Origin of the sequence: Maribacter litoralis (assembly GCF_902506355.1) — a bacterium.
In the GTDB taxonomy this organism is placed as follows: domain Bacteria; phylum Bacteroidota; class Bacteroidia; order Flavobacteriales; family Flavobacteriaceae; genus Maribacter; species Maribacter litoralis.
Window position 1 is genome coordinate 2,552,460 of sequence record NZ_LR733271.1, and the last position, 18,581, is coordinate 2,571,040.

Genomic DNA, 18,581 nt, shown 5'->3' on the forward strand with positions numbered 1-18,581 from the left:
TGTATGGGAATTTACGTGGAGTTTTAAATAAATTAAGGTTGTTTTAACAGTGTATTTTGTGAGTAAATTTGGTGGGATTAAAAAAAAATAAAAATAAATTCATAATGATTTGAATTTTACCGAAATATGACTACATTTGCCGACCCTTAAAGTAGGGGTAATTTTTATATATTATTATAGTATGCCAACAATATCACAATTAGTACGAATAGGAAGAGAGACGATTACTAAGAAGAGTAAATCGGCTGCTTTGGATTCGTGTCCTCAAAGAAGAGGTGTTTGTACACGTGTTTATACTACCACGCCAAAGAAACCAAATTCAGCTATGAGAAAAGTAGCAAGGGTTAGGTTAACAAATGGTAAGGAAGTGAATGCTTACATACCTGGTGAGGGTCACAATTTGCAAGAGCACTCGATAGTATTAGTAAGAGGCGGAAGAGTTAAGGATTTACCAGGAGTTAGGTATCATATTGTACGTGGTGCATTGGACACAGCAGGTGTGGCCGGTAGAACACAACGTAGATCAAAATATGGTGCAAAGCGTCCAAAGAAGTAATTAAACTTGTTTAAAACGAAGTAATGAGAAAAAGACAGGCAAAGAAAAGACCACTTTTACCAGATCCAAGATTTAATGATCAATTGGTGACGCGTTTCGTCAATATGATGATGTGGGATGGTAAAAAATCAGTTGCTTTTGGTGTTTTTTACGATGCAATAGATATCGTAGATGCTAAAAAGACCGACGATGAAAAAACAGCTTTAGAGCTTTGGAAGGATGCATTAAGTAATGTTATGCCTCACGTTGAAGTTAGAAGTAGAAGAGTTGGTGGTGCAACATTTCAGATTCCAATGCAAATTAGACCAGACCGTAAAATATCAACAGCTATGAAGTGGTTGATCAGTTATGCTAGAAAGCGTAATGAAAAAGGTATGGCTCAAAAGTTGGCTGGAGAAATTTTAGCGGCGGCCAAAGAAGAAGGTGCAGCTGTTAAGAAAAGAGTCGATACGCACAAGATGGCTGAGGCAAACAAAGCATTTTCGCACTTTAGATTCTAAATAGACATGGCAAGAGATTTAAAATTTACAAGAAATATTGGTATTGCAGCACATATTGATGCTGGAAAAACTACTACTACTGAACGTATTCTTTTTTATACGGGTGTTAGTCATAAAATAGGTGAGGTACATGATGGTGCTGCAACTATGGACTGGATGGAGCAGGAGCAAGAAAGAGGTATTACTATTACTTCTGCTGCTACTACATGTACATGGAAGTTTCCTTTAGAGAATGCAAAAGAATTGCCTGATACAAAGGATTATCACTTTAATATTATTGATACTCCTGGGCACGTTGATTTTACCGTTGAGGTGAATCGTTCTTTGCGTGTTTTGGATGGTTTGGTCTTTTTGTTTAGTGCTGTTGATGGTGTAGAGCCTCAATCTGAAACTAACTGGAGATTGGCTGATAATTATAAGGTTCCAAGAATTGGTTTCGTGAACAAAATGGACCGTCAAGGTTCTAATTTCCTTATGGTTTGTAAGCAAGTTAAGGAAATGTTGGGTTCAAATGCAGTTCCAATTGTTTTGCCTATTGGTGAAGAGGCTGATTTTAAAGGCATCGTTGATTTGGCAAAGAACAGAGCAATTGTATGGCACGATGAAGGTTTCGGTTCAACATTTGATGTTATCGACATTCCAGAAGATATGAAAGCAGAGGTTAAGGAGTATAGAGCTGCCTTGATCGAAGCTGTTGCGGAATATGATGAGGAGTTGATGGAGAAATTCTTCGAAGATGAAGATTCTATCACAGAAGAAGAAGTTCATGCTGCTTTAAGAGCTGCGGTTATGGATCGCGCGATTATTCCTATGATTTGTGGTTCGTCATTTAAGAACAAGGGTGTTCAGTTTTTGTTGGATGCTGTTTGTAGATATTTACCTTCTCCAGTGGATAAGGATGATATAGAGGGTACAAACCCAGATACAGGTGCTGTTGAAAAGCGTAAGCCTAATGTAAAAGAGCCTTTTTCGGCTTTGGCATTTAAGATTGCTACCGATCCTTTTGTGGGTAGATTGGCGTTCTTTAGAACATATTCTGGTCGTTTAGATGCTGGTTCTTATATATTGAATAACCGTTCAGGTAAAAAAGAGCGTATTTCACGTATTTATCAAATGCACTCTAATAAACAAAATGCTATCGATTATATCGAAGCTGGTGATATTGGTGCTGCTGTAGGTTTTAAGGATATTAAGACAGGTGATACGATGTCTGATGAAAAACATCCTATCGTTTTAGAGAGTATGGATTTTCCAGAGCCGGTAATTGGTATTGCTGTAGAGCCTAAAACTAAGGCGGATGTAGATAAGTTAGGTATGGCCTTAGGTAAATTGGCTGAAGAGGATCCAACTTTTACGGTTAGAACCGATGAAGCATCAGGGCAGACTATTATATCTGGTATGGGTGAGCTTCACTTAGATATTATCGTTGATCGTCTTAAAAGAGAATTTAAAGTTGAGGTTAGCCAAGGTGAGCCACAAGTTGAATATAAAGAAGCATTAACAAAAACTGCATCACATAGAGAAACTTATAAAAAGCAGTCTGGTGGTCGTGGTAAATTTGGTGACATTGTTTTCGAAATGGGTCCTGCTGATGCGGATTTCGAAGGAGATGGGTTACAGTTTGTTGATGAGATTAAAGGTGGTCGTATTCCAAAAGAATTTATACCATCTGTAGAAAAAGGATTTACCGTTGCTATGCAAAACGGACCTTTGGCTGGATATGAAATGGATTCCATGAAAGTTGTTCTTAAGGATGGATCTTTCCACCCTGTGGATTCAGATGCTCTTTCTTTCGAATTAGCTGCTAAAATGGGGTATAAAGCTGCTGGTAAAGCTGCTGGTGCCGTAATTATGGAGCCTATTATGAAATTAGAGGTTATTACTCCTGAAGAAAACATGGGTGATATCGTTGGAGATTTAAATAGACGTAGAGGTACTATTGGTGATATGAGTGATAGAGCTGGGGCAAAAGTGGTTAAAGGTACTGTACCTTTATCTGAGATGTTCGGTTATGTTACTTCGTTGAGAACATTGTCTTCGGGTCGTGCAACTTCAACAATGGAATTTTCACATTATGCAGAAACTCCTTCTAATATTTCGGAAGAAGTGATCAAAGCAGCAAAAGGTATAACAGCATAAATTTAGGACATGAGTCAGAAAATTAGAATAAAACTAAAATCTTACGATCACAATTTGGTGGATAAGTCTGCTGAAAAGATTGTAAAAACGGTAAAAACTACCGGTGCTGTTGTAACAGGACCAATTCCTTTACCAACGCATAAAAAGATATTTACGGTTTTACGTTCACCACACGTGAATAAAAAATCAAGAGAGCAATTTCAATTAAGTTCTTATAAGAGATTATTGGATATTTATAGCTCTTCATCTAAGACTATTGATGCACTAATGAAGTTAGAGCTTCCAAGTGGTGTTGAGGTAGAGATCAAGGTGTAATTATCGTCCATCTCTATTAAAAGAGTTGGGCTACATGTCCTAAGCTGCGTGCGAGGGAAAAACGGAAAAAATAATTTAGGGTTAAATTATTTTGACCCTATTTTTTTGAAAAGAATTTAATAAGTAATAATTAATATAAATAAGTATGTCTGGGTTAATAGGAAAGAAAGTAGGCATGACTAGTATTTTTGACGAGAACGGAAAGAACATTCCTTGTACCGTTATTGAGGCTGGACCATGTGTAGTTACCCAAGTCAGAACCGAAGAGGTAGACGGGTATAGTGCCCTTCAACTTGGTTTCGATGACAAGGCAGAAAGTCGTGCTAATAAGGCTGAATTAGGCCATTTTAAAAAAGCAGGTGCTTCTCCTAAGAAAAAAGTCGTTGAGTTTCAAGATTTTGAAGGTGATTTTAAATTAGGCGATACCGTAGGTGTTGATGTTTTCGAAGAAGGTCAGTTCGTAGATGTTATTGGTACATCTAAAGGAAAAGGTTTTCAAGGTGTTGTAAAGCGTCACGGTTTTGGTGGTGTTGGTCAAGCAACGCACGGTCAGCATAACAGACTTAGAGCTCCTGGTTCTATTGGAGCTGCGTCATATCCTGCAAGAGTATTCAAGGGTATGAAAATGGCCGGTAGAATGGGTACGGACCGTGTAACGGTTCAAAACCTTAGAGTTTTAAAAGTAGTTCCAGAAAAGAATCTTTTAGTAGTTAAAGGTTGTGTTCCGGGCCATAAGAATGCTTATGTAACTATACAAAGGTAGATGTAATGAAAGTAGCAGTTTTAGATATTAAAGGAAAAGACACAGGTAGAAAGGCAAACCTTTCTGATGATGTTTTCGCTATAGAGCCTAACGAGCATGCAGTTTACCTTGATGTTAAGCAGTATTTGGCTCATCAAAGACAAGGTACGCACAAAGCTAAGGAAAGAGCTGAAATAGCTGGTAGTACTAGAAAGATAAAGAAGCAAAAAGGTACAGGTACTGCAAGAGCAGGTAGTATTAAATCACCGGTTTTTAGAGGTGGTGGTAGAATATTCGGACCTAGACCTAAAGATTATAGCCAAAAGTTGAATAAAAACTTGAAGCGTTTGGCAAGAAAATCTGCATTGACGTTAAAGTCAAAAGAAAATGCAATTTTAGTAGTTGAAGACTTCGATTTTGATACTCCAAAAACAAAAGATTTTGTTGGTGTTTTAAAGACATTAGGTCTTGAGAATAAAAAGTCTTTAATAGTGTTGGGTGATTCAAATAAAGGTGTATATTTGTCTTCGCGTAATTTTAAAGGGTCGGAAGTTATAACTAACTCAGAATTAAGTACTTACAAAATTCTTCATGCTAATAGTGTGGTGTTGTTAGAGAGCTCTTTAGAGGGAATTGAATCGAATTTAAATAAACAATAATATCATGAGTGTGTTGATAAAACCAATTATAACGGAAAAAATGACTGCTGATAGCGAGTTGAATAACCGTTATGGATTCGTAGTTGACCCTAAGGCTAACAAGTTGCAGATCAAAGATGCGGTTGAGGCTACTTATGGTGTTTCTGTGAAGAAAGTTCGTACAATGAATTACGGGCCTACAAGAAAATCCAGATATACAAAAACTGGTGTACAGCATGGTAAGACAAATGCAATTAAGAAGGCAATTGTTGATGTTGTAGAAGGTGATATTATCGATTTTTACAGTAATCTATAAAGACAAGAAATGTCAGTTAGAAAATTAAAACCAATCACTCCAGGGCAGCGTTTTAGAGTAGTAAATGGATTTGACGCCATTACTGCTGATAAGCCGGAAAAAAGCTTGCTTGCTCCGTTAAAAAAGTCCGGAGGTAGAAACAGTCAAGGAAAAATGACCATGCGCCAAAAAGGTGGAGGTCATAAAAGAAGGTATCGTGTAATAGATTTTAAAAGAGATAAGCAAGGTGTGCTTGCTACTGTTAAAACTATTGAGTACGATCCAAATAGAACTGCATTTATTGCTCTTTTGGAATATGCGGATGGTGAAAAGCGTTATGTTATCGCTCAAAATGGATTGCAGGTAGGTCAGCAGGTTTCTGCTGGTACTGATGTGGCTCCTGAGATTGGAAATGCTCTTCCTTTAAGTGAGATTCCATTAGGTACTATAATTTCATGTATTGAGCTTAGACCTGGGCAAGGTGCTGTTATGGCACGTAGTGCTGGAACATTTGCTCAGTTAATGGCAAAGGATGGTAAGTTCGTTACTGTAAAAATGCCATCAGGTGAAACAAGATTGATTCTTTCTGGTTGTCTTGCAACAATTGGGGCTATTTCTAACTCTGACCATCAATTATTGGTATCAGGTAAGGCTGGTAGAAGTAGATGGTTAGGTAGAAGACCTAGAACTAGACCGGTAGCTATGAACCCTGTGGATCATCCAATGGGTGGTGGTGAAGGTAGAGCTTCAGGTGGTCATCCAAGATCGAGAAACGGTATACCTGCAAAAGGTTTTAGAACTCGTACGAAGACCAAGAGCACCAATAAGTATATAATAGAACGTAGAAAGAAATAAAAAAGTAGAAAGAAATGGCACGTTCACTAAAAAAAGGACCATACGTTCACTATAGTTTGGAGAAAAAAATCCAACAAAGTGTATCATCCGGTAAAAAATCGGTAATCAAAACATGGTCAAGAGCTTCTATGATTACTCCTGATTTTGTTGGGATGACGATAGCGGTTCATAACGGAAAACAATTTGTACCTGTTTTTGTAACAGAAAATATGGTAGGACATAAACTTGGGGAATTTTCACCTACTAGATCTTTTAGAGGTCACGCAGGTGCAAAAAACAAAGGAAAAAAGTAAGCTATGGGAGTTCGTAAAAAACAGATGGCCGAAAGAATTAAGGCTGAGAAGAAAAAAGTGGCTTTCGCTAAGTTGAACAACTGTCCTACTTCACCTAGAAAAATGCGCTTAGTTGCTGATTTAATTCGTGGTGTAAAAGTAGAGCAAGCATTGGCTATATTGAGGTTTAATCCGAAAGAGGCTTCTAGAAAATTAGAGAAGTTGTTACTTTCAGCTTTGGCTAATTGGCAAGCGAAAAACGAAGATGCAAATTTAGAAGATGCAGATTTGATTGTTGCTGAGATTAGAGTTGATAGCGGTGCTATGCTTAAGAGATTGCGTCCTGCTCCACAAGGTAGAGCGCACAGAATTAGAAAACGTTCAAACCATGTTACATTGGTTTTAGGGTCAAAAAATATAACAGAAAACTAGAATGGGACAGAAAACAAATCCAATAGGAAATCGTCTAGGAATCATCAGAGGTTGGGAGTCTAACTGGTATGGTGGAAACGATTACGGAGATAAATTGGCTGAGGATGATAAAATACGTAAGTATATTCATGCAAGACTTTCTAAGGCTAGTGTTTCAAGAGTTATAATAGAACGTACCTTAAAACTTATTACTGTAACAGTAACAACTGCAAGACCTGGTATCATTATCGGTAAAGGTGGTCAAGAAGTTGATAAGTTGAAGGAAGAGTTGAAAAAGATCACCAATAAGGAGGTTCAAATCAACATTTTTGAAATAAAGAGACCAGAACTTGACGCTAATTTGGTTGCGGCAAGTGTAGCTCGTCAAATTGAAAGTAGAATTTCTTTTAGAAGAGCAATAAAAATGGCAATCGCTGCAGCAATGCGTATGAATGCCGAAGGAATTAAGATTCAAATCTCTGGTAGATTGAATGGTGCTGAAATGGCACGTTCAGAATCGTATAAAGATGGTAGAATTCCATTATCGACCTTTAGAGCTGATATTGATTATGCTTTACAGGAAGCTCAAACTACATATGGTAAACTTGGTATTAAAGTTTGGATTATGAAAGGTGAGGTTTACGGTAAAAGAGAATTATCTCCATTAGTAGGAATGCAAAAGGATTCTTCTAAAGGTGGTAAGCAAGAAGGTGGAAGAAAACAACGTCGTAGAAAGTAATTTTTTAAAGAACTAAAGTAATGTTACAACCGAAAAGAACAAAGTTCCGTAAGATGCAGAAAGGCCGTATGAAAGGTCTTGCTGGAAGAGGACACCAACTTTCAAATGGTATGTTCGGTATAAAGAATGTTGATGATGCTGCATTTTTAACTTCACGTCAAATAGAAGCTGCGCGTATTGCTGCTACTAGATTTATGAAAAGGGAAGGTCAATTGTGGATTAAAATATTTCCGGACAAGCCGATTACCAAAAAACCATTAGAAGTACGTATGGGTAAAGGTAAGGGTGCGCCAGAATATTTCGTAGCCGTGGTAAAGCCAGGTAGAATTATGTTCGAAGTGGCCGGAGTTCCTATGGAAGTAGCAAAAGAAGCTTTAAGATTGGCGGCTCAAAAACTTCCTGTTAAAACTAAATTTATTGTAGCTCGTGATTACGAGGCTGGAAATTAAACGTAAGGAATAATGAAAAAACAAGAGATTAAAGAATTGTCTGTGGAAGGACTTACGGAGAAATTAGCCGAGTACAAGAAGCAACATTCAGATTTGAAAATTGCGCATTTTGTAACTCCGTTAGAAAATCCACTTCAGATTAGAAAAGTAAGGAGAACGGTAGCAAGATTAGCGACTGAATTAACTAATAGGGAGAACCAATAATTGGTGGGCTTTATGGAGAAAAGAAACTTAAGAAAAGAAAGAGTAGGAGTTGTTACTAGTAATAAAATGGAGAAATCTATTGTAATTGCTGAAGTAAAAAGAGTAAAACATCCTATGTACGGTAAATTCGTTTTGAAGACAAAGAAGTATGTTGCACATGACGAAAAGAACGATTGTAACATTGGTGATACTGTAAAGATCATGGAGACTCGTCCTATGAGTAAAACCAAATGTTGGAGATTAGTAGAAATCTTAGAAAGAGCTAAATAAGTTATGTTACAGCAAGAATCTAGACTAAAAGTAGCGGATAACACCGGAGCAAAGGAAGTTTTAACTATCCGTGTTCTTGGTGGTACCAAAAGAAGATATGCTTCAATAGGTGATAAAATAGTTGTTACCGTTAAAGAAGCTACTCCGAACGGAGGTATCAAAAAAGGTGCAGTATCAACTGCTGTTGTAGTTCGTACAAAGAAAGAGGTTAGAAGACCTGATGGGTCTTATATCAGATTTGATGATAACGCTTGTGTGTTATTGAATCCTGCCGGAGAAATGAGAGGAACTCGTGTTTTTGGACCTGTAGCAAGAGAGCTTAGGGATAAGCAGTTCATGAAGATTGTATCATTGGCCCCAGAGGTATTATAATATAACGGACAAGATGAAAAAGTTGAAAATCAAAACAGGAGATACGGTAAGAATTACTGCTGGTGACCATAAAGGTACCGAAGGTAAAGTAATGCGTGTGGATCTTGAGAAAAATAAAGCCATCGTAGAAGGTGCCAATATGGTATCTAAACATGAGAAGCCTAGTGCTAAAAACCCTCAAGGTGGTATTGTAAAAAAAGAAGCTTTAATCCATATTTCAAACCTAGCTTTAATCGACAGTAAATCTGGAGATGTAACTAGAGTGGGTTACGAAGTTAGAGATGGTAAAAAAGTTAGGGTTTCCAAAAAATCCAATGAAGTAATTTAGTTATGGCATACGTTGCAAGATTAAAGAAAGAGTATAAGGAGCGAATTATAGCTGCCCTTACCGAAGAGTTTGGTTACAGTAATGTAATGCAGGTTCCTAAGTTAGAAAAGATAGTAATGAGTAGAGGAGTTGGAGCTGCTGTTGCTGACAAGAAACTTATTGACCATGCAATAGATGAAATGACTATGATTACCGGTCAGAAAGCTGTTGCTACAATGTCTAAAAAAGATGTTGCTGCCTTTAAATTAAGAAAAGGTATGCCAATTGGTGCAAAAGTTACCTTAAGAGGTGAGCGTATGTACGAATTTTTAGATCGTTTGGTTACTTCTGCTTTACCACGTGTAAGAGATTTTCAAGGTATTAAAGCTACTGGTTTTGATGGTCGTGGAAATTATAACTTAGGTATTACGGAACAGATTATATTTCCAGAAGTTAATATTGATAAAATCAATAGAATTAACGGTATGGATATTACATTTGTAACTTCTGCCAATACGGATAAAGAAGCGAAATCATTATTAACAGAATTAGGATTACCTTTTAAAAAGAATTAGTATGGCTAAGGAATCAATGAAAGCCCGTGAGAGAAAAAGGGAAAGAACTGTAGCGAAATATGCTGAGAAACGTAAAGCTTTGAAAGAAGCTGGCGATTATGAAGCGTTACAGAAATTACCTAAAAATGCTTCTCCGGTACGTTTGCACAATAGATGTAAATTAACTGGTAGACCAAAAGGTTACATGAGAACTTTTGGTATTTCTAGGGTAATGTTCAGAGAGATGGCTAACGCTGGATTAATTCCAGGAGTTAAGAAAGCTAGCTGGTAAGAAAAGAATTATTAATGGATTCAGGTTTGGCTATATTGCTGAAAACCGTCTCCGAATTATATATACATGGTAACAGATACTATTGCAGATTACCTAACGAGAGTTAGAAACGCCAGTAGAGCGGGACATAGGGTTGTTGAAATCCCTGCGTCAAATCTAAAGAAAGAGATAACTAAAATATTATTCGATCAAGGGTATATTTTAAGTTATAAGTTTGAAGAAGACAAGGTTCAAGGTTCTATAAAGATAGCTTTGAAATATGATAAGCTTACAAAAGAGCCTGTTATCAAGAAAATACAGCGTATAAGTAAGCCTGGTCTTAGAAAATATGCTGGCAGTGAAGAATTGCCACGTGTATTAAATGGTTTAGGTATTGCAATTGTTTCTACATCACATGGTGTAATGACTAGCAAACAGGCCAAGGCAGAGAAAGTTGGTGGTGAAGTTTTGTGCTACGTTTATTAATTGATTAAAGATTTAGAAAATGTCTAGAATAGGTAATAATCCAGTCGCAATTCCAGAAGGAGTTACAATTGAAATCAATGACAATATTATTTCTGTTAAAGGAAAGTTAGGTGAATTGACTCAAGAATTCTCTGGCGTAGCGATTAAAGTAGAAGATGGTCAGGCTTGGGTAACAAGACCTTCAGATTCTAAAGAGCATAAAGCTAAACACGGTTTGTATAGATCACTTATCACTAACATGGTAGAAGGTGTTTCTAAAGGATGGACCAAAGAATTGGAATTAGTTGGGGTAGGGTATAGAGCAAGCAATCAAGGTCAAAAACTTGATTTGGCTTTAGGTTTCTCTCACAACATTGTTTTTGACTTGGCACCAGAGGTGAAGGTTGAAACTATATCAGAAAAGGGTAAGAATCCTATCGTAAAGCTGACTTCACATGACAAGCAGTTAGTTGGTCATATTGCAGCGAAAATAAGATCTTTCCGTAAGCCAGAGCCATACAAAGGGAAAGGTATCAAGTTTGTAGGTGAAATATTAAGAAGAAAAGCTGGTAAGTCAGCTTAATAATAGGATATTATGGGATTATCAAAAACACAAAGAAAATTAAGAATCCGTCGTAGAATTCGAAAGGTTTCTTCTGGAACTGCAGCAAGACCTAGGTTATCTGTATTTAGAAGTAATAGCGAAATTTACGCTCAAGTTATAGACGACGTTAAAGGAGTCACTTTAGTATCTGCTTCTTCAAGAGATAAGGATATTGCAAAAGTAAAAGGAAATAAAACCGAGATTGCTGCTTTGGTTGGTAAAACAATCGCTGAGAAATCTGTAAAAGCTGGTTTAGATAAAGTAGCTTTTGATAGAGGGGGTAATTTGTATCATGGTAGAGTTAAATCTCTAGCTGAAGGTGCAAGAGAAGCAGGTCTAAAATTCTAATATACTAGTATGTTCCAAAAATATAAAAACGTAGAAACTGTTAAGCCAGGTGGTTTAGATTTAAAAGATAAATTAGTTGGTATTCAACGTGTAACTAAGGTAACAAAAGGTGGTAGAGCATTCGGTTTTTCTGCAATTGTTGTTGTAGGTGATGAGAATGGTGTTGTAGGTCACGGTTTAGGTAAATCTAAAGAAGTTGCTACTGCAATTGCGAAAGCAATTGAAGATGGTAAAAAGAATTTAGTACGTATTCCATTGAACAAGGGAACTTTACCTCATGAGCAAAAAGGTAAATTTGGTGGGGCTAGAGTGTATATTCAGCCTGCATCTCATGGTACCGGTGTTATTGCTGGGGGTGCTGTAAGATCAGTACTTGAATCTGTAGGTGTACATGATGTATTGTCAAAATCCCAAGGTTCTTCGAACCCACATAATGTTGTTAAAGCTACTTTCGATGCTTTATTGCAACTTAGGGATGCGAAAACCATTGCATCACAAAGAGGTGTTTCTTTAGAAAAAGTATTTAAAGGCTAAGAGGAAAATTATGGCAAAGATTAAAGTTACACAGGTAAAAAGCGGAATTAAGAAACCTCAAAATCAAAAAAGAACTTTAGAGGCTCTTGGTTTGAAGAGAATAGGACAGGTAGTTGAGCATGATGATACTCCTAACATTCTTGGAATGATAAATAAAGTTAAACATTTAGTTTCCACTGAGGAGGCTTAAATTAAGAATAAAATGGGTTTACATAGTCTACAGCCTGCAGAAGGTTCAGTAAATAGAGACGGAAAACGCCTTGGAAGAGGTCAGGGTTCTGGTAAAGGTGGAACTGCTGCAAGAGGGCATAAAGGAGCAAAATCAAGATCTGGTTATTCTAAGAAAATTGGTTTTGAAGGTGGTCAAATGCCTTTGCAACGTCGTGTACCTAAATTTGGTTTTACGAACATTAACCGTAAAAATTACCAAGGTATCAACTTAGAAAAGTTACAAGAGCTTGTTGATAATAAGATCATAACTGATGAAGTGTCTTTAGACATCTTAATTGAAAATGGTTTAGTAGGTAAGAATGATTTAGTGAAAATTTTAGGAAATGGCGAATTAAAAGCTTCTCTTAAAGTTTCAGTACATAAATTTACAGCATCTGCCAAAGCAGCTATTGAGGCAGCAGGTGGTGAAGCAATAAGTTTGTAAGCATAAACGAGAGCATGAAGAATTTTATTGATACAATATCCAATATTTGGAAGATAGAAGAGCTAAGAAATAGAATTCTTATTACACTAGGTCTTTTGTTGGTTTATCGTTTTGGTTGTCAAATCGTACTTCCGGGTATAGATTCAACACAATTAGGTGGGTTAACAGATGGCACTGATCAAGGTATATTTGGTCTTTTAAATGCATTTACAGGAGGGGCTTTTGCCAACGCTTCTGTTTTTGCATTAGGTATAATGCCTTATATCTCTGCTTCCATTGTAGTTCAGTTGATGGGTATTGCAATTCCTTATCTTCAAAAATTACAGAAAGAAGGTGAAAGTGGTCGTAAGACAATCAATCAAATAACTAGATGGTTGACCATCGGTATTTGTATTGTTCAAGCGCCTGCTTACTTATATGGTTTAGAAGCCTTTGGTGTAAGGGATAGTGCATTTTTATTAGGAAAAGGACTTGATTTTATGGTTCCTGCTGTTATAATTTTAGTAACAGGTACTGTATTTGCAATGTGGTTAGGTGAGAAAATAACCGATAAGGGTATTGGTAATGGTATATCTTTATTGATCATGATCGGTATTATCGCAACAATGCCTCAATCTTTTGTTCAAGAATTTATATCTAGAACAACTAATAACAATGGTGGACTAATGTTCATATTGATAGAAGTAATAATTTGGTTCTTGGTTATTTTGGCTTGTATACTTTTAGTGATGGCAACAAGACAAATTCCGGTTCAATATGCTAGACGTACCGCTTCTGGTGGCTACGAAAAGAATATAATGGGTTCTAGACAGTACATACCATTGAAGTTAAATGCTTCTGGTGTAATGCCAATTATATTTGCACAAGCTATAATGTTCGTGCCTGGTATGATTGGTGGAGCTTTTGATGATACTTCATTTGGACAGTGGATGCAAGTTCAGTTTAGCGACATTTTCGGATGGGCTTACAATTTACTTTTTGCAATATTGATTATAATCTTCACATATTTTTATACTGCTATTACGGTTCCTACCAATAAAATGGCAGATGACTTAAAAAGAAGTGGTGGTTTTATCCCAGGAATACGTCCTGGTAAAGAAACTGGAGATTATTTAGATAAGATTATGTCTTTAATAACGTTACCTGGATCTATTTTCTTAGCTTTGCTGGCTATTTTACCAGCGGTGGTGGTAAAGTTGATGGATGTTCAGGCTGGATGGGCGTTATTTTATGGTGGTACTTCCCTTTTAATTATGGTGGGTGTTGCTATAGATACAGTGCAACAGGTAAATTCGTATTTGTTGAACAGACATTATGATGGTTTAATGAAAACCGGTAAAAATAGAAAAGTAGCATAATTTATGGCTAAGCAGGCAGCAATAGAACAAGATGGATCTATCATTGAAGCATTATCAAATGCAATGTTTCGTGTAGAACTGGAGAATGGACATGTGGTAACAGCGCATATATCAGGTAAGATGCGTATGCACTATATAAAACTATTACCTGGAGATAAGGTGAAATTGGAGATGAGTCCGTATGACCTTACAAAAGCAAGAATTACATATAGATACTAAGATACAAGATGAAAGTAAGAGCATCAGTTAAGAAGAGAAGTGCCGACTGCAAGATTGTTCGCAGAAAAGGCAGGTTGTACGTAATCAACAAAAAGAATCCTAGATTTAAACAAAGACAAGGGTAATTATGGCAAGAATCGCAGGTATAGATATACCAAAACAAAAGAGAGGTGTTATCGCCTTAACCTACATTTTTGGAATTGGAAGAAGTAGGTCGCAAGAAATATTGAGTAAAGCCCAAGTTAGCGAAGATACTAAGGTTTCTGATTGGAATGATGATGAAATAGGACGTATCAGAGAAGCTGTTTCTCAATTTACGATTGAAGGTGAATTACGTTCTGAAACCCAATTGAACATTAAGCGTTTAATGGATATTGGTTGTTATAGAGGAATTCGTCATAGATCAGGTTTACCTTTAAGAGGTCAGCGAACTAAGAACAACTCTAGAACTAGAAAAGGAAAGCGTAAAACAGTTGCTAACAAGAAGAAAGCGACTAAATAATAATTAGGTATGGCAAAGGCAAGTACTAAAGTTACCAAGAAACGTAAAGTTATAGTTGATTCTGTTGGTGAAGCACATATTAGCGCTTCTTTCAACAATATCATTATCTCTTTGACAAATAAAAAAGGAGATGTTATTTCTTGGTCATCTGCTGGTAAATTAGGTTTTAGAGGATCTAAGAAAAATACACCTTATGCTGCTCAAGTAGCTGCAGAGGATTGCTCAAAAGTTGCTCATGAAGCAGGTTTGAGAAAAGTAAAGGTTTATGTAAAAGGTCCTGGTAACGGAAGAGAATCAGCAATTAGATCTTTACATAATGCAGGTATAGAAGTAACTGAAATTATTGATGTTACTCCAATGCCTCACAATGGGTGTAGACCTCCAAAAAGAAGAAGAGTTTAATTAATTACAAATAATTTCACCGAAAGTGTAATTACGATTATCGAAGGATAAGCCTTAATTCATAATCTCACTTTCAAATTTTTAGAAAATGGCAAGATATACAGGACCAAAATCAAAGATCGCTCGTAAATTCGGCGAAGCAATTTTCGGAGACGATAAATCTTTCGAAAAGAAAAATTACCCTCCAGGACAACACGGTAACAACAGAAGAAGAGGTAAAAAATCTGAGTACTCTGTTCAATTAATGGAGAAGCAAAAAGCTAAATATACTTACGGTATTTTAGAAAAGCAATTTAGAAACCTATTCCAGACTGCAAAAAGAAAAGAAGGTGTTGCTGGTGAAATCTTACTTCAATTATGTGAGTCTCGTTTAGATAACGTAGTTTACAGAATGGGTATTTCTCCAACTAGAAGCGGTGCAAGACAATTGGTTTCTCATAGACACATTACGGTTAATGGTGAGTTGGTTAATATTCCTTCTTATTCATTAAAAGCAGGAGATGTTGTTGGTGTTAGAGAGAAATCTAAATCATTACAAAGTATACAAGATTCATTAGCTGCAAACAATGCGGTGTATGAGTGGATTTCTTGGAATAGCGAAAAGAAGGAAGGAACATATGTTTCAATTCCTGAAAGAATGCAAATTCCAGAAAATATCAAAGAACAATTAATTGTGGAGTTATACTCTAAATAAACAACAACGATCCAATTATGGCATTATTTAATTTTCAGAAACCCGATAAAGTAATAATGATCGATTCCTCTGATTTCGAAGGGAAGTTTGAATTTCGCCCTTTGGAACCTGGTTATGGATTAACTGTTGGGAATGCATTAAGACGAGTATTGCTGTCTTCATTAGAAGGGCATGCAATTACTTCGGTTAGGATAGATAAAGTAGAGCATGAGTTCTCTATGATTCCTGGCGTTGTTGAAGATGTAACAGAGATTATATTAAACTTGAAACAAGTACGTTTCAAGAAACAAATAGAAGATTCTGAAGCTGAAGTTGTTTCAATTTCTGTTAGTGGAAAGAATCAATTGACTGCCGGTGATTTTCAAAAATTCATTTCTGGATATCAAGTACTGAATCCAGATTTAGTTATCTGTAATATGGATGCTAAGGTAAGCATCAATATGGAGATTACTATTGAGAAAGGTAGAGGATATGTACCTGCTGAAGAGAACAGAAAATCTGGTGCTCCATTAGGTACTATAGCTGTTGATTCTATCTTTACACCTATAAAAAATGTAAAGTACAGTATCGAAAACTTTCGTGTAGAGCAAAAAACCGATTATGAAAAATTGGTTTTTGAAATCTCTTCTGATGGATCTATCCATCCTAAGGATGCTTTGACCGAGGCGGCAAAAGTTCTTATTCATCACTTCATGTTATTCTCAGATGAGCGTATCACTTTAGAAGCCGATGAAATTGCTCAAACAGAGACTTATGATGAAGAGTCTTTACATATGAGACAATTATTGAAAACTAAATTAGTAGATATGGACCTTTCTGTTCGTGCACTAAACTGTTTAAAAGCAGCTGAAGTAGATACTTTAGGTGATTTAGTTTCTTTCAATAAGAACGATTTAATGAAGTTTAGAAACTTCGGTAAAAAATCTTTAACGGAACTTGAAGAACTTGTTATAAACAAAGGTTTAAGTTTTGGTATGGATTTATCAAAATACAAATTAGATAAAGATTAAATAATCATATTTTGCTCCTCGTTCTATCGAGTTTGGTAGCAAGATGATAAAACAAAAACATGAGACACGGTAAAAAAGTTAACCACTTAGGTAGAAAAACTGCTCACAGAAAAGCAATGTTAGCAAACATGGCTTGTTCTTTGATCGAGCACAAAAGAATCAACACTACTGTTGCAAAAGCAAAAGCTTTAAAACAATTTGTTGAGCCTTTGATTACTAAATCAAAAGCAGAAAACAACGTTAGTGCTGAAAAAGGTACACACAATAGACGTATCGTTTTTAAAAACCTTCGTGATAAGAATGCAGTTACTGAATTATTCAGTGTTGTTTCTGAAAAAGTAGCAGACAGACCAGGTGGTTATACTAGAATTATCAAGTTAGGTAATCGTTTAGGTGATAACGCTGATATGGCAATGATAGAATTGGTTGACTTCAACGAATTGTACAATGCTGGTAAACCTAAGAAAAAATCTACTAGAAGAAGTAGAAGATCTGGTTCTACTAATACTGAAGCTACTTCTGCAGAGAAAGAAAATAAAGTAGTAGAAGAAGCAAAGCCTGAAGCTGAAGCACAAACTGATACAGAAGCTAAGACAGATGATTCAAAGGAATAACATTGTCAATAAATATTAATAATGAAAAAGGATAAGCTTTCTAGCTTATCCTTTTTTTATGTTTTTTTGTTAACGAATAAATTATAAGTACAAAATGAAATATCAAGCAAAGAGAAAAGCACTAATATTACTTGCCGACGGAACTATCTTTTATGGTAAGTCAGTAGGGGATAAGGAAGGTACTGCTTTTGGTGAGGTATGTTTTAATACGGGCATGACCGGTTATCAAGAGATTTTTACAGATCCTTCTTATTTTGGTCAGATAATGGTTACTACCAATGCGCATATTGGTAATTATGGTGTAAACAAAGATGAAATAGAATCGGAATCCATAAAAATTTCTGGTTTGGTTTGTAGAAATTTTAGTTATGAATATTCTAGACCTTTGGCAGATGACAGTCTTCAAGGCTTTTTAGAACAAAATGAACTTTTTGCAATATCTGATGTAGATACACGTGCTTTGGTTAGTTATATTAGGGATAATGGAGCCATGAATGCGGTAATATCTACTGAGGTTGATAATGTAGAAGATTTAAAAAAGCGTTTAAGTGAAGTTCCAAGCATGGAAGGACTGGAGCTTGCTTCTAAAGTATCTACCAAAGAAGCTTATTTTGTAGGGGATGAAAATGCGACCTTTAAAATAGCTGCATTGGATATTGGAATCAAGAAAAATATTTTAAGAAATCTTGTAAAAAGAGGCGCTTACGTAAAAGTGTTTCCCTACAATAGTAGTTTTGAGGAGATGTCTTCTTGGAATCCTGATGCTTATTTCATATCTAATGGTCCTGGAGATCCAGAGCCCTTAGTTGATGCTATTACTGCTGTTAAGAAAATGATAGAAACAGATAAACCACTTTTTGGAATTTGTTTAGGACATCAAGTTTTAGCTTTGGCAAATGGTGTTTCAACCTATAAAATGCATAATGGTCATAGAGGAATTAATCATCCGATTTTAAATCTGATAACTGGTAAAGGAGAAATTACTTCACAAAATCACGGATTTGCAATTAACAGAGAGGAAACCGAAGCAAATACCAATTTAGAGATTACACATACGCATCTAAATGATAAAACGGTTGCCGGTATAAAAATGAAGAATAAGGATGTTTTTTCTGTGCAATATCACCCAGAAGCTAGTCCTGGTCCTCACGATGCCGATTATCTGTTTGATGATTTTTTCAAATTGATCGAGAAAAGTTCAAAACATAACGAAATAGTTTAAATAAACATTATTTAATTGGGAAATCTTGGGTTCAAACAAACCCAGTGATTTCCCTGTTTTGTATC

General features: G+C 36.1%; 33 protein-coding genes. All 33 read left to right on the forward strand.

Annotated elements, in window-relative coordinates:
• Nucleotides 1-181: 181 nt before the first annotated feature.
• The 33 genes from rpsL to carA all read left to right on the forward strand — a co-directional run bounded on the left by rpsL (nt 182) and on the right by carA (nt 18,516).
• Entirely contained in the window at nt 182-556 is a 375-nt protein-coding gene (gene rpsL / locus EXIGUO8A_RS10595; RefSeq protein WP_036152127.1) for a 30S ribosomal protein S12, read from the forward strand.
• Nucleotides 557-579: 23 nt separating this feature from the next.
• A complete protein-coding gene (rpsG, locus tag EXIGUO8A_RS10600; RefSeq protein WP_116770427.1) occupies nt 580-1,056 on the forward strand; it encodes a 30S ribosomal protein S7 in 477 nt (158 codons plus the stop codon).
• 6 nt (nt 1,057-1,062) lie between these two features.
• On the forward strand, nt 1,063-3,195 hold the full coding sequence (fusA, locus tag EXIGUO8A_RS10605) for an elongation factor G (protein WP_116770428.1): 2,133 nt from the start codon (nt 1,063-1,065) through the stop codon (nt 3,193-3,195).
• Nucleotides 3,196-3,204: 9 nt separating this feature from the next.
• Nucleotides 3,205-3,510 carry a 30S ribosomal protein S10 gene (gene rpsJ, locus EXIGUO8A_RS10610; RefSeq protein ID WP_007094989.1) on the forward strand — a complete coding sequence of 102 codons (306 nt, stop codon included), beginning with the start codon at nt 3,205-3,207 and terminating at the stop codon, nt 3,508-3,510.
• Between the two features lie 145 nt (nt 3,511-3,655).
• Nucleotides 3,656-4,273 (forward strand): 50S ribosomal protein L3, encoded by a 618-nt coding sequence (gene rplC / locus EXIGUO8A_RS10615; protein WP_116770429.1) that lies wholly within the window; start codon nt 3,656-3,658, stop codon nt 4,271-4,273.
• A gap of 5 nt (nt 4,274-4,278) precedes the next feature.
• On the forward strand, nt 4,279-4,911 hold the full coding sequence (gene rplD / locus EXIGUO8A_RS10620; protein ID WP_058103829.1) for a 50S ribosomal protein L4: 633 nt from the start codon (nt 4,279-4,281) through the stop codon (nt 4,909-4,911).
• Nucleotides 4,912-4,915: 4 nt separating this feature from the next.
• Nucleotides 4,916-5,206: a 50S ribosomal protein L23 gene (gene rplW, locus EXIGUO8A_RS10625; RefSeq protein WP_073242596.1), complete on the forward strand. Its 291-nt coding sequence runs from the start codon at nt 4,916-4,918 to the stop codon at nt 5,204-5,206.
• A 9-nt stretch (nt 5,207-5,215) separates the two neighbouring features.
• Nucleotides 5,216-6,040, forward strand: coding sequence for a 50S ribosomal protein L2 (gene rplB / locus EXIGUO8A_RS10630; RefSeq protein ID WP_116770430.1), 825 nt, complete (start codon nt 5,216-5,218; stop codon nt 6,038-6,040).
• Nucleotides 6,041-6,054: 14 nt separating this feature from the next.
• Entirely contained in the window at nt 6,055-6,333 is a 279-nt protein-coding gene (rpsS, locus tag EXIGUO8A_RS10635) for a 30S ribosomal protein S19 (protein ID WP_036152139.1), read from the forward strand.
• A 3-nt stretch (nt 6,334-6,336) separates the two neighbouring features.
• Nucleotides 6,337-6,744, forward strand: coding sequence for a 50S ribosomal protein L22 (rplV, locus tag EXIGUO8A_RS10640; RefSeq protein ID WP_116770431.1), 408 nt, complete (start codon nt 6,337-6,339; stop codon nt 6,742-6,744).
• A gap of 1 nt (nt 6,745) precedes the next feature.
• Nucleotides 6,746-7,462, forward strand: a complete 717-nt coding sequence (rpsC, locus tag EXIGUO8A_RS10645; protein WP_058103826.1) for a 30S ribosomal protein S3 — start codon at nt 6,746-6,748, stop codon at nt 7,460-7,462.
• Between the two features lie 20 nt (nt 7,463-7,482).
• Nucleotides 7,483-7,911 (forward strand): 50S ribosomal protein L16, encoded by a 429-nt coding sequence (rplP, locus tag EXIGUO8A_RS10650; protein ID WP_036152144.1) that lies wholly within the window; start codon nt 7,483-7,485, stop codon nt 7,909-7,911.
• A gap of 12 nt (nt 7,912-7,923) precedes the next feature.
• Entirely contained in the window at nt 7,924-8,115 is a 192-nt protein-coding gene (gene rpmC / locus EXIGUO8A_RS10655; protein ID WP_159303110.1) for a 50S ribosomal protein L29, read from the forward strand.
• A 12-nt stretch (nt 8,116-8,127) separates the two neighbouring features.
• Nucleotides 8,128-8,385, forward strand: coding sequence for a 30S ribosomal protein S17 (gene rpsQ, locus EXIGUO8A_RS10660; RefSeq protein WP_027064820.1), 258 nt, complete (start codon nt 8,128-8,130; stop codon nt 8,383-8,385).
• A gap of 3 nt (nt 8,386-8,388) precedes the next feature.
• Nucleotides 8,389-8,757, forward strand: a complete 369-nt coding sequence (rplN, locus tag EXIGUO8A_RS10665) for a 50S ribosomal protein L14 (RefSeq protein ID WP_027064819.1) — start codon at nt 8,389-8,391, stop codon at nt 8,755-8,757.
• Between the two features lie 13 nt (nt 8,758-8,770).
• A complete protein-coding gene (gene rplX, locus EXIGUO8A_RS10670) occupies nt 8,771-9,085 on the forward strand; it encodes a 50S ribosomal protein L24 (RefSeq protein ID WP_116770433.1) in 315 nt (104 codons plus the stop codon).
• 2 nt (nt 9,086-9,087) lie between these two features.
• Nucleotides 9,088-9,639, forward strand: coding sequence for a 50S ribosomal protein L5 (rplE, locus tag EXIGUO8A_RS10675; RefSeq protein ID WP_058103822.1), 552 nt, complete (start codon nt 9,088-9,090; stop codon nt 9,637-9,639).
• A gap of 1 nt (nt 9,640) precedes the next feature.
• A complete protein-coding gene (gene rpsN, locus EXIGUO8A_RS10680) occupies nt 9,641-9,910 on the forward strand; it encodes a 30S ribosomal protein S14 (RefSeq protein ID WP_116770434.1) in 270 nt (89 codons plus the stop codon).
• A 66-nt stretch (nt 9,911-9,976) separates the two neighbouring features.
• On the forward strand, nt 9,977-10,375 hold the full coding sequence (gene rpsH / locus EXIGUO8A_RS10685; RefSeq protein WP_058103820.1) for a 30S ribosomal protein S8: 399 nt from the start codon (nt 9,977-9,979) through the stop codon (nt 10,373-10,375).
• A 19-nt stretch (nt 10,376-10,394) separates the two neighbouring features.
• The gene (gene rplF / locus EXIGUO8A_RS10690) at nt 10,395-10,937 is read left to right on the forward strand and encodes a 50S ribosomal protein L6 (RefSeq protein ID WP_058103819.1); all 543 of its coding nucleotides are present in this window, start codon (nt 10,395-10,397) and stop codon (nt 10,935-10,937) included.
• A 12-nt stretch (nt 10,938-10,949) separates the two neighbouring features.
• Nucleotides 10,950-11,306, forward strand: a complete 357-nt coding sequence (gene rplR / locus EXIGUO8A_RS10695; protein ID WP_058103818.1) for a 50S ribosomal protein L18 — start codon at nt 10,950-10,952, stop codon at nt 11,304-11,306.
• A gap of 9 nt (nt 11,307-11,315) precedes the next feature.
• On the forward strand, nt 11,316-11,840 hold the full coding sequence (gene rpsE, locus EXIGUO8A_RS10700; protein WP_116770435.1) for a 30S ribosomal protein S5: 525 nt from the start codon (nt 11,316-11,318) through the stop codon (nt 11,838-11,840).
• Between the two features lie 10 nt (nt 11,841-11,850).
• Complete coding sequence (gene rpmD, locus EXIGUO8A_RS10705) at nt 11,851-12,030, forward strand: 50S ribosomal protein L30 (protein WP_027064811.1); 180 nt, start codon at nt 11,851-11,853, stop codon at nt 12,028-12,030.
• Nucleotides 12,031-12,042: 12 nt separating this feature from the next.
• On the forward strand, nt 12,043-12,495 hold the full coding sequence (gene rplO, locus EXIGUO8A_RS10710) for a 50S ribosomal protein L15 (RefSeq protein ID WP_159303111.1): 453 nt from the start codon (nt 12,043-12,045) through the stop codon (nt 12,493-12,495).
• Between the two features lie 14 nt (nt 12,496-12,509).
• Entirely contained in the window at nt 12,510-13,853 is a 1,344-nt protein-coding gene (secY, locus tag EXIGUO8A_RS10715; RefSeq protein ID WP_058103815.1) for a preprotein translocase subunit SecY, read from the forward strand.
• A gap of 3 nt (nt 13,854-13,856) precedes the next feature.
• Nucleotides 13,857-14,072 carry a translation initiation factor IF-1 gene (gene infA, locus EXIGUO8A_RS10720; protein ID WP_013305172.1) on the forward strand — a complete coding sequence of 72 codons (216 nt, stop codon included), beginning with the start codon at nt 13,857-13,859 and terminating at the stop codon, nt 14,070-14,072.
• 8 nt (nt 14,073-14,080) lie between these two features.
• Nucleotides 14,081-14,197, forward strand: a complete 117-nt coding sequence (gene ykgO, locus EXIGUO8A_RS10725) for a type B 50S ribosomal protein L36 (RefSeq protein ID WP_013305171.1) — start codon at nt 14,081-14,083, stop codon at nt 14,195-14,197.
• A gap of 2 nt (nt 14,198-14,199) precedes the next feature.
• Nucleotides 14,200-14,574 (forward strand): 30S ribosomal protein S13, encoded by a 375-nt coding sequence (gene rpsM / locus EXIGUO8A_RS10730; RefSeq protein ID WP_116770437.1) that lies wholly within the window; start codon nt 14,200-14,202, stop codon nt 14,572-14,574.
• A gap of 9 nt (nt 14,575-14,583) precedes the next feature.
• Entirely contained in the window at nt 14,584-14,976 is a 393-nt protein-coding gene (gene rpsK / locus EXIGUO8A_RS10735) for a 30S ribosomal protein S11 (protein WP_027064807.1), read from the forward strand.
• Between the two features lie 88 nt (nt 14,977-15,064).
• Entirely contained in the window at nt 15,065-15,670 is a 606-nt protein-coding gene (rpsD, locus tag EXIGUO8A_RS10740) for a 30S ribosomal protein S4 (RefSeq protein ID WP_116770438.1), read from the forward strand.
• A gap of 17 nt (nt 15,671-15,687) precedes the next feature.
• Nucleotides 15,688-16,680 carry a DNA-directed RNA polymerase subunit alpha gene (locus EXIGUO8A_RS10745; RefSeq protein ID WP_058103813.1) on the forward strand — a complete coding sequence of 331 codons (993 nt, stop codon included), beginning with the start codon at nt 15,688-15,690 and terminating at the stop codon, nt 16,678-16,680.
• Nucleotides 16,681-16,739: 59 nt separating this feature from the next.
• Nucleotides 16,740-17,294, forward strand: coding sequence for a 50S ribosomal protein L17 (rplQ, locus tag EXIGUO8A_RS10750; RefSeq protein WP_159303112.1), 555 nt, complete (start codon nt 16,740-16,742; stop codon nt 17,292-17,294).
• Between the two features lie 94 nt (nt 17,295-17,388).
• Nucleotides 17,389-18,516, forward strand: a complete 1,128-nt coding sequence (gene carA, locus EXIGUO8A_RS10755; RefSeq protein ID WP_159303113.1) for a glutamine-hydrolyzing carbamoyl-phosphate synthase small subunit — start codon at nt 17,389-17,391, stop codon at nt 18,514-18,516.
• The last annotated feature ends 65 nt before the right edge of the window (nt 18,517-18,581 follow it).

Excerpts from the sequence above, each read along its gene's own strand:
- rpsL (WP_036152127.1), top strand. The coding sequence starts at position 182 with ATGCCAACAATATCACAATTAGTACGAATAGGAAGAGAGACGATTACT.
- rpsG (WP_116770427.1), top strand. The coding sequence starts at position 580 with ATGAGAAAAAGACAGGCAAAGAAAAGACCACTTTTACCAGATCCAAGA.
- fusA (WP_116770428.1), top strand. The coding sequence starts at position 1,063 with ATGGCAAGAGATTTAAAATTTACAAGAAATATTGGTATTGCAGCACAT.
- rpsJ (WP_007094989.1), top strand. The coding sequence starts at position 3,205 with ATGAGTCAGAAAATTAGAATAAAACTAAAATCTTACGATCACAATTTG.
- rplC (WP_116770429.1), top strand. The coding sequence starts at position 3,656 with ATGTCTGGGTTAATAGGAAAGAAAGTAGGCATGACTAGTATTTTTGAC.
- rplD (WP_058103829.1), top strand. The coding sequence starts at position 4,279 with ATGAAAGTAGCAGTTTTAGATATTAAAGGAAAAGACACAGGTAGAAAG.
- rplW (WP_073242596.1), top strand. The coding sequence starts at position 4,916 with ATGAGTGTGTTGATAAAACCAATTATAACGGAAAAAATGACTGCTGAT.
- rplB (WP_116770430.1), top strand. The coding sequence starts at position 5,216 with ATGTCAGTTAGAAAATTAAAACCAATCACTCCAGGGCAGCGTTTTAGA.
- rpsS (WP_036152139.1), top strand. The coding sequence starts at position 6,055 with ATGGCACGTTCACTAAAAAAAGGACCATACGTTCACTATAGTTTGGAG.
- rplV (WP_116770431.1), top strand. The coding sequence starts at position 6,337 with ATGGGAGTTCGTAAAAAACAGATGGCCGAAAGAATTAAGGCTGAGAAG.
- rpsC (WP_058103826.1), top strand. The coding sequence starts at position 6,746 with ATGGGACAGAAAACAAATCCAATAGGAAATCGTCTAGGAATCATCAGA.
- rplP (WP_036152144.1), top strand. The coding sequence starts at position 7,483 with ATGTTACAACCGAAAAGAACAAAGTTCCGTAAGATGCAGAAAGGCCGT.
- rpmC (WP_159303110.1), top strand. The coding sequence starts at position 7,924 with ATGAAAAAACAAGAGATTAAAGAATTGTCTGTGGAAGGACTTACGGAG.
- rpsQ (WP_027064820.1), top strand. The coding sequence starts at position 8,128 with ATGGAGAAAAGAAACTTAAGAAAAGAAAGAGTAGGAGTTGTTACTAGT.
- rplN (WP_027064819.1), top strand. The coding sequence starts at position 8,389 with ATGTTACAGCAAGAATCTAGACTAAAAGTAGCGGATAACACCGGAGCA.
- rplX (WP_116770433.1), top strand. The coding sequence starts at position 8,771 with ATGAAAAAGTTGAAAATCAAAACAGGAGATACGGTAAGAATTACTGCT.
- rplE (WP_058103822.1), top strand. The coding sequence starts at position 9,088 with ATGGCATACGTTGCAAGATTAAAGAAAGAGTATAAGGAGCGAATTATA.
- rpsN (WP_116770434.1), top strand. The coding sequence starts at position 9,641 with ATGGCTAAGGAATCAATGAAAGCCCGTGAGAGAAAAAGGGAAAGAACT.
- rpsH (WP_058103820.1), top strand. The coding sequence starts at position 9,977 with ATGGTAACAGATACTATTGCAGATTACCTAACGAGAGTTAGAAACGCC.
- rplF (WP_058103819.1), top strand. The coding sequence starts at position 10,395 with ATGTCTAGAATAGGTAATAATCCAGTCGCAATTCCAGAAGGAGTTACA.
- rplR (WP_058103818.1), top strand. The coding sequence starts at position 10,950 with ATGGGATTATCAAAAACACAAAGAAAATTAAGAATCCGTCGTAGAATT.
- rpsE (WP_116770435.1), top strand. The coding sequence starts at position 11,316 with ATGTTCCAAAAATATAAAAACGTAGAAACTGTTAAGCCAGGTGGTTTA.
- rpmD (WP_027064811.1), top strand. The coding sequence starts at position 11,851 with ATGGCAAAGATTAAAGTTACACAGGTAAAAAGCGGAATTAAGAAACCT.
- rplO (WP_159303111.1), top strand. The coding sequence starts at position 12,043 with ATGGGTTTACATAGTCTACAGCCTGCAGAAGGTTCAGTAAATAGAGAC.
- secY (WP_058103815.1), top strand. The coding sequence starts at position 12,510 with ATGAAGAATTTTATTGATACAATATCCAATATTTGGAAGATAGAAGAG.
- infA (WP_013305172.1), top strand. The coding sequence starts at position 13,857 with ATGGCTAAGCAGGCAGCAATAGAACAAGATGGATCTATCATTGAAGCA.
- ykgO (WP_013305171.1), top strand. The coding sequence starts at position 14,081 with ATGAAAGTAAGAGCATCAGTTAAGAAGAGAAGTGCCGACTGCAAGATT.
- rpsM (WP_116770437.1), top strand. The coding sequence starts at position 14,200 with ATGGCAAGAATCGCAGGTATAGATATACCAAAACAAAAGAGAGGTGTT.
- rpsK (WP_027064807.1), top strand. The coding sequence starts at position 14,584 with ATGGCAAAGGCAAGTACTAAAGTTACCAAGAAACGTAAAGTTATAGTT.
- rpsD (WP_116770438.1), top strand. The coding sequence starts at position 15,065 with ATGGCAAGATATACAGGACCAAAATCAAAGATCGCTCGTAAATTCGGC.
- EXIGUO8A_RS10745 (WP_058103813.1), top strand. The coding sequence starts at position 15,688 with ATGGCATTATTTAATTTTCAGAAACCCGATAAAGTAATAATGATCGAT.
- rplQ (WP_159303112.1), top strand. The coding sequence starts at position 16,740 with ATGAGACACGGTAAAAAAGTTAACCACTTAGGTAGAAAAACTGCTCAC.
- carA (WP_159303113.1), top strand. The coding sequence starts at position 17,389 with ATGAAATATCAAGCAAAGAGAAAAGCACTAATATTACTTGCCGACGGA.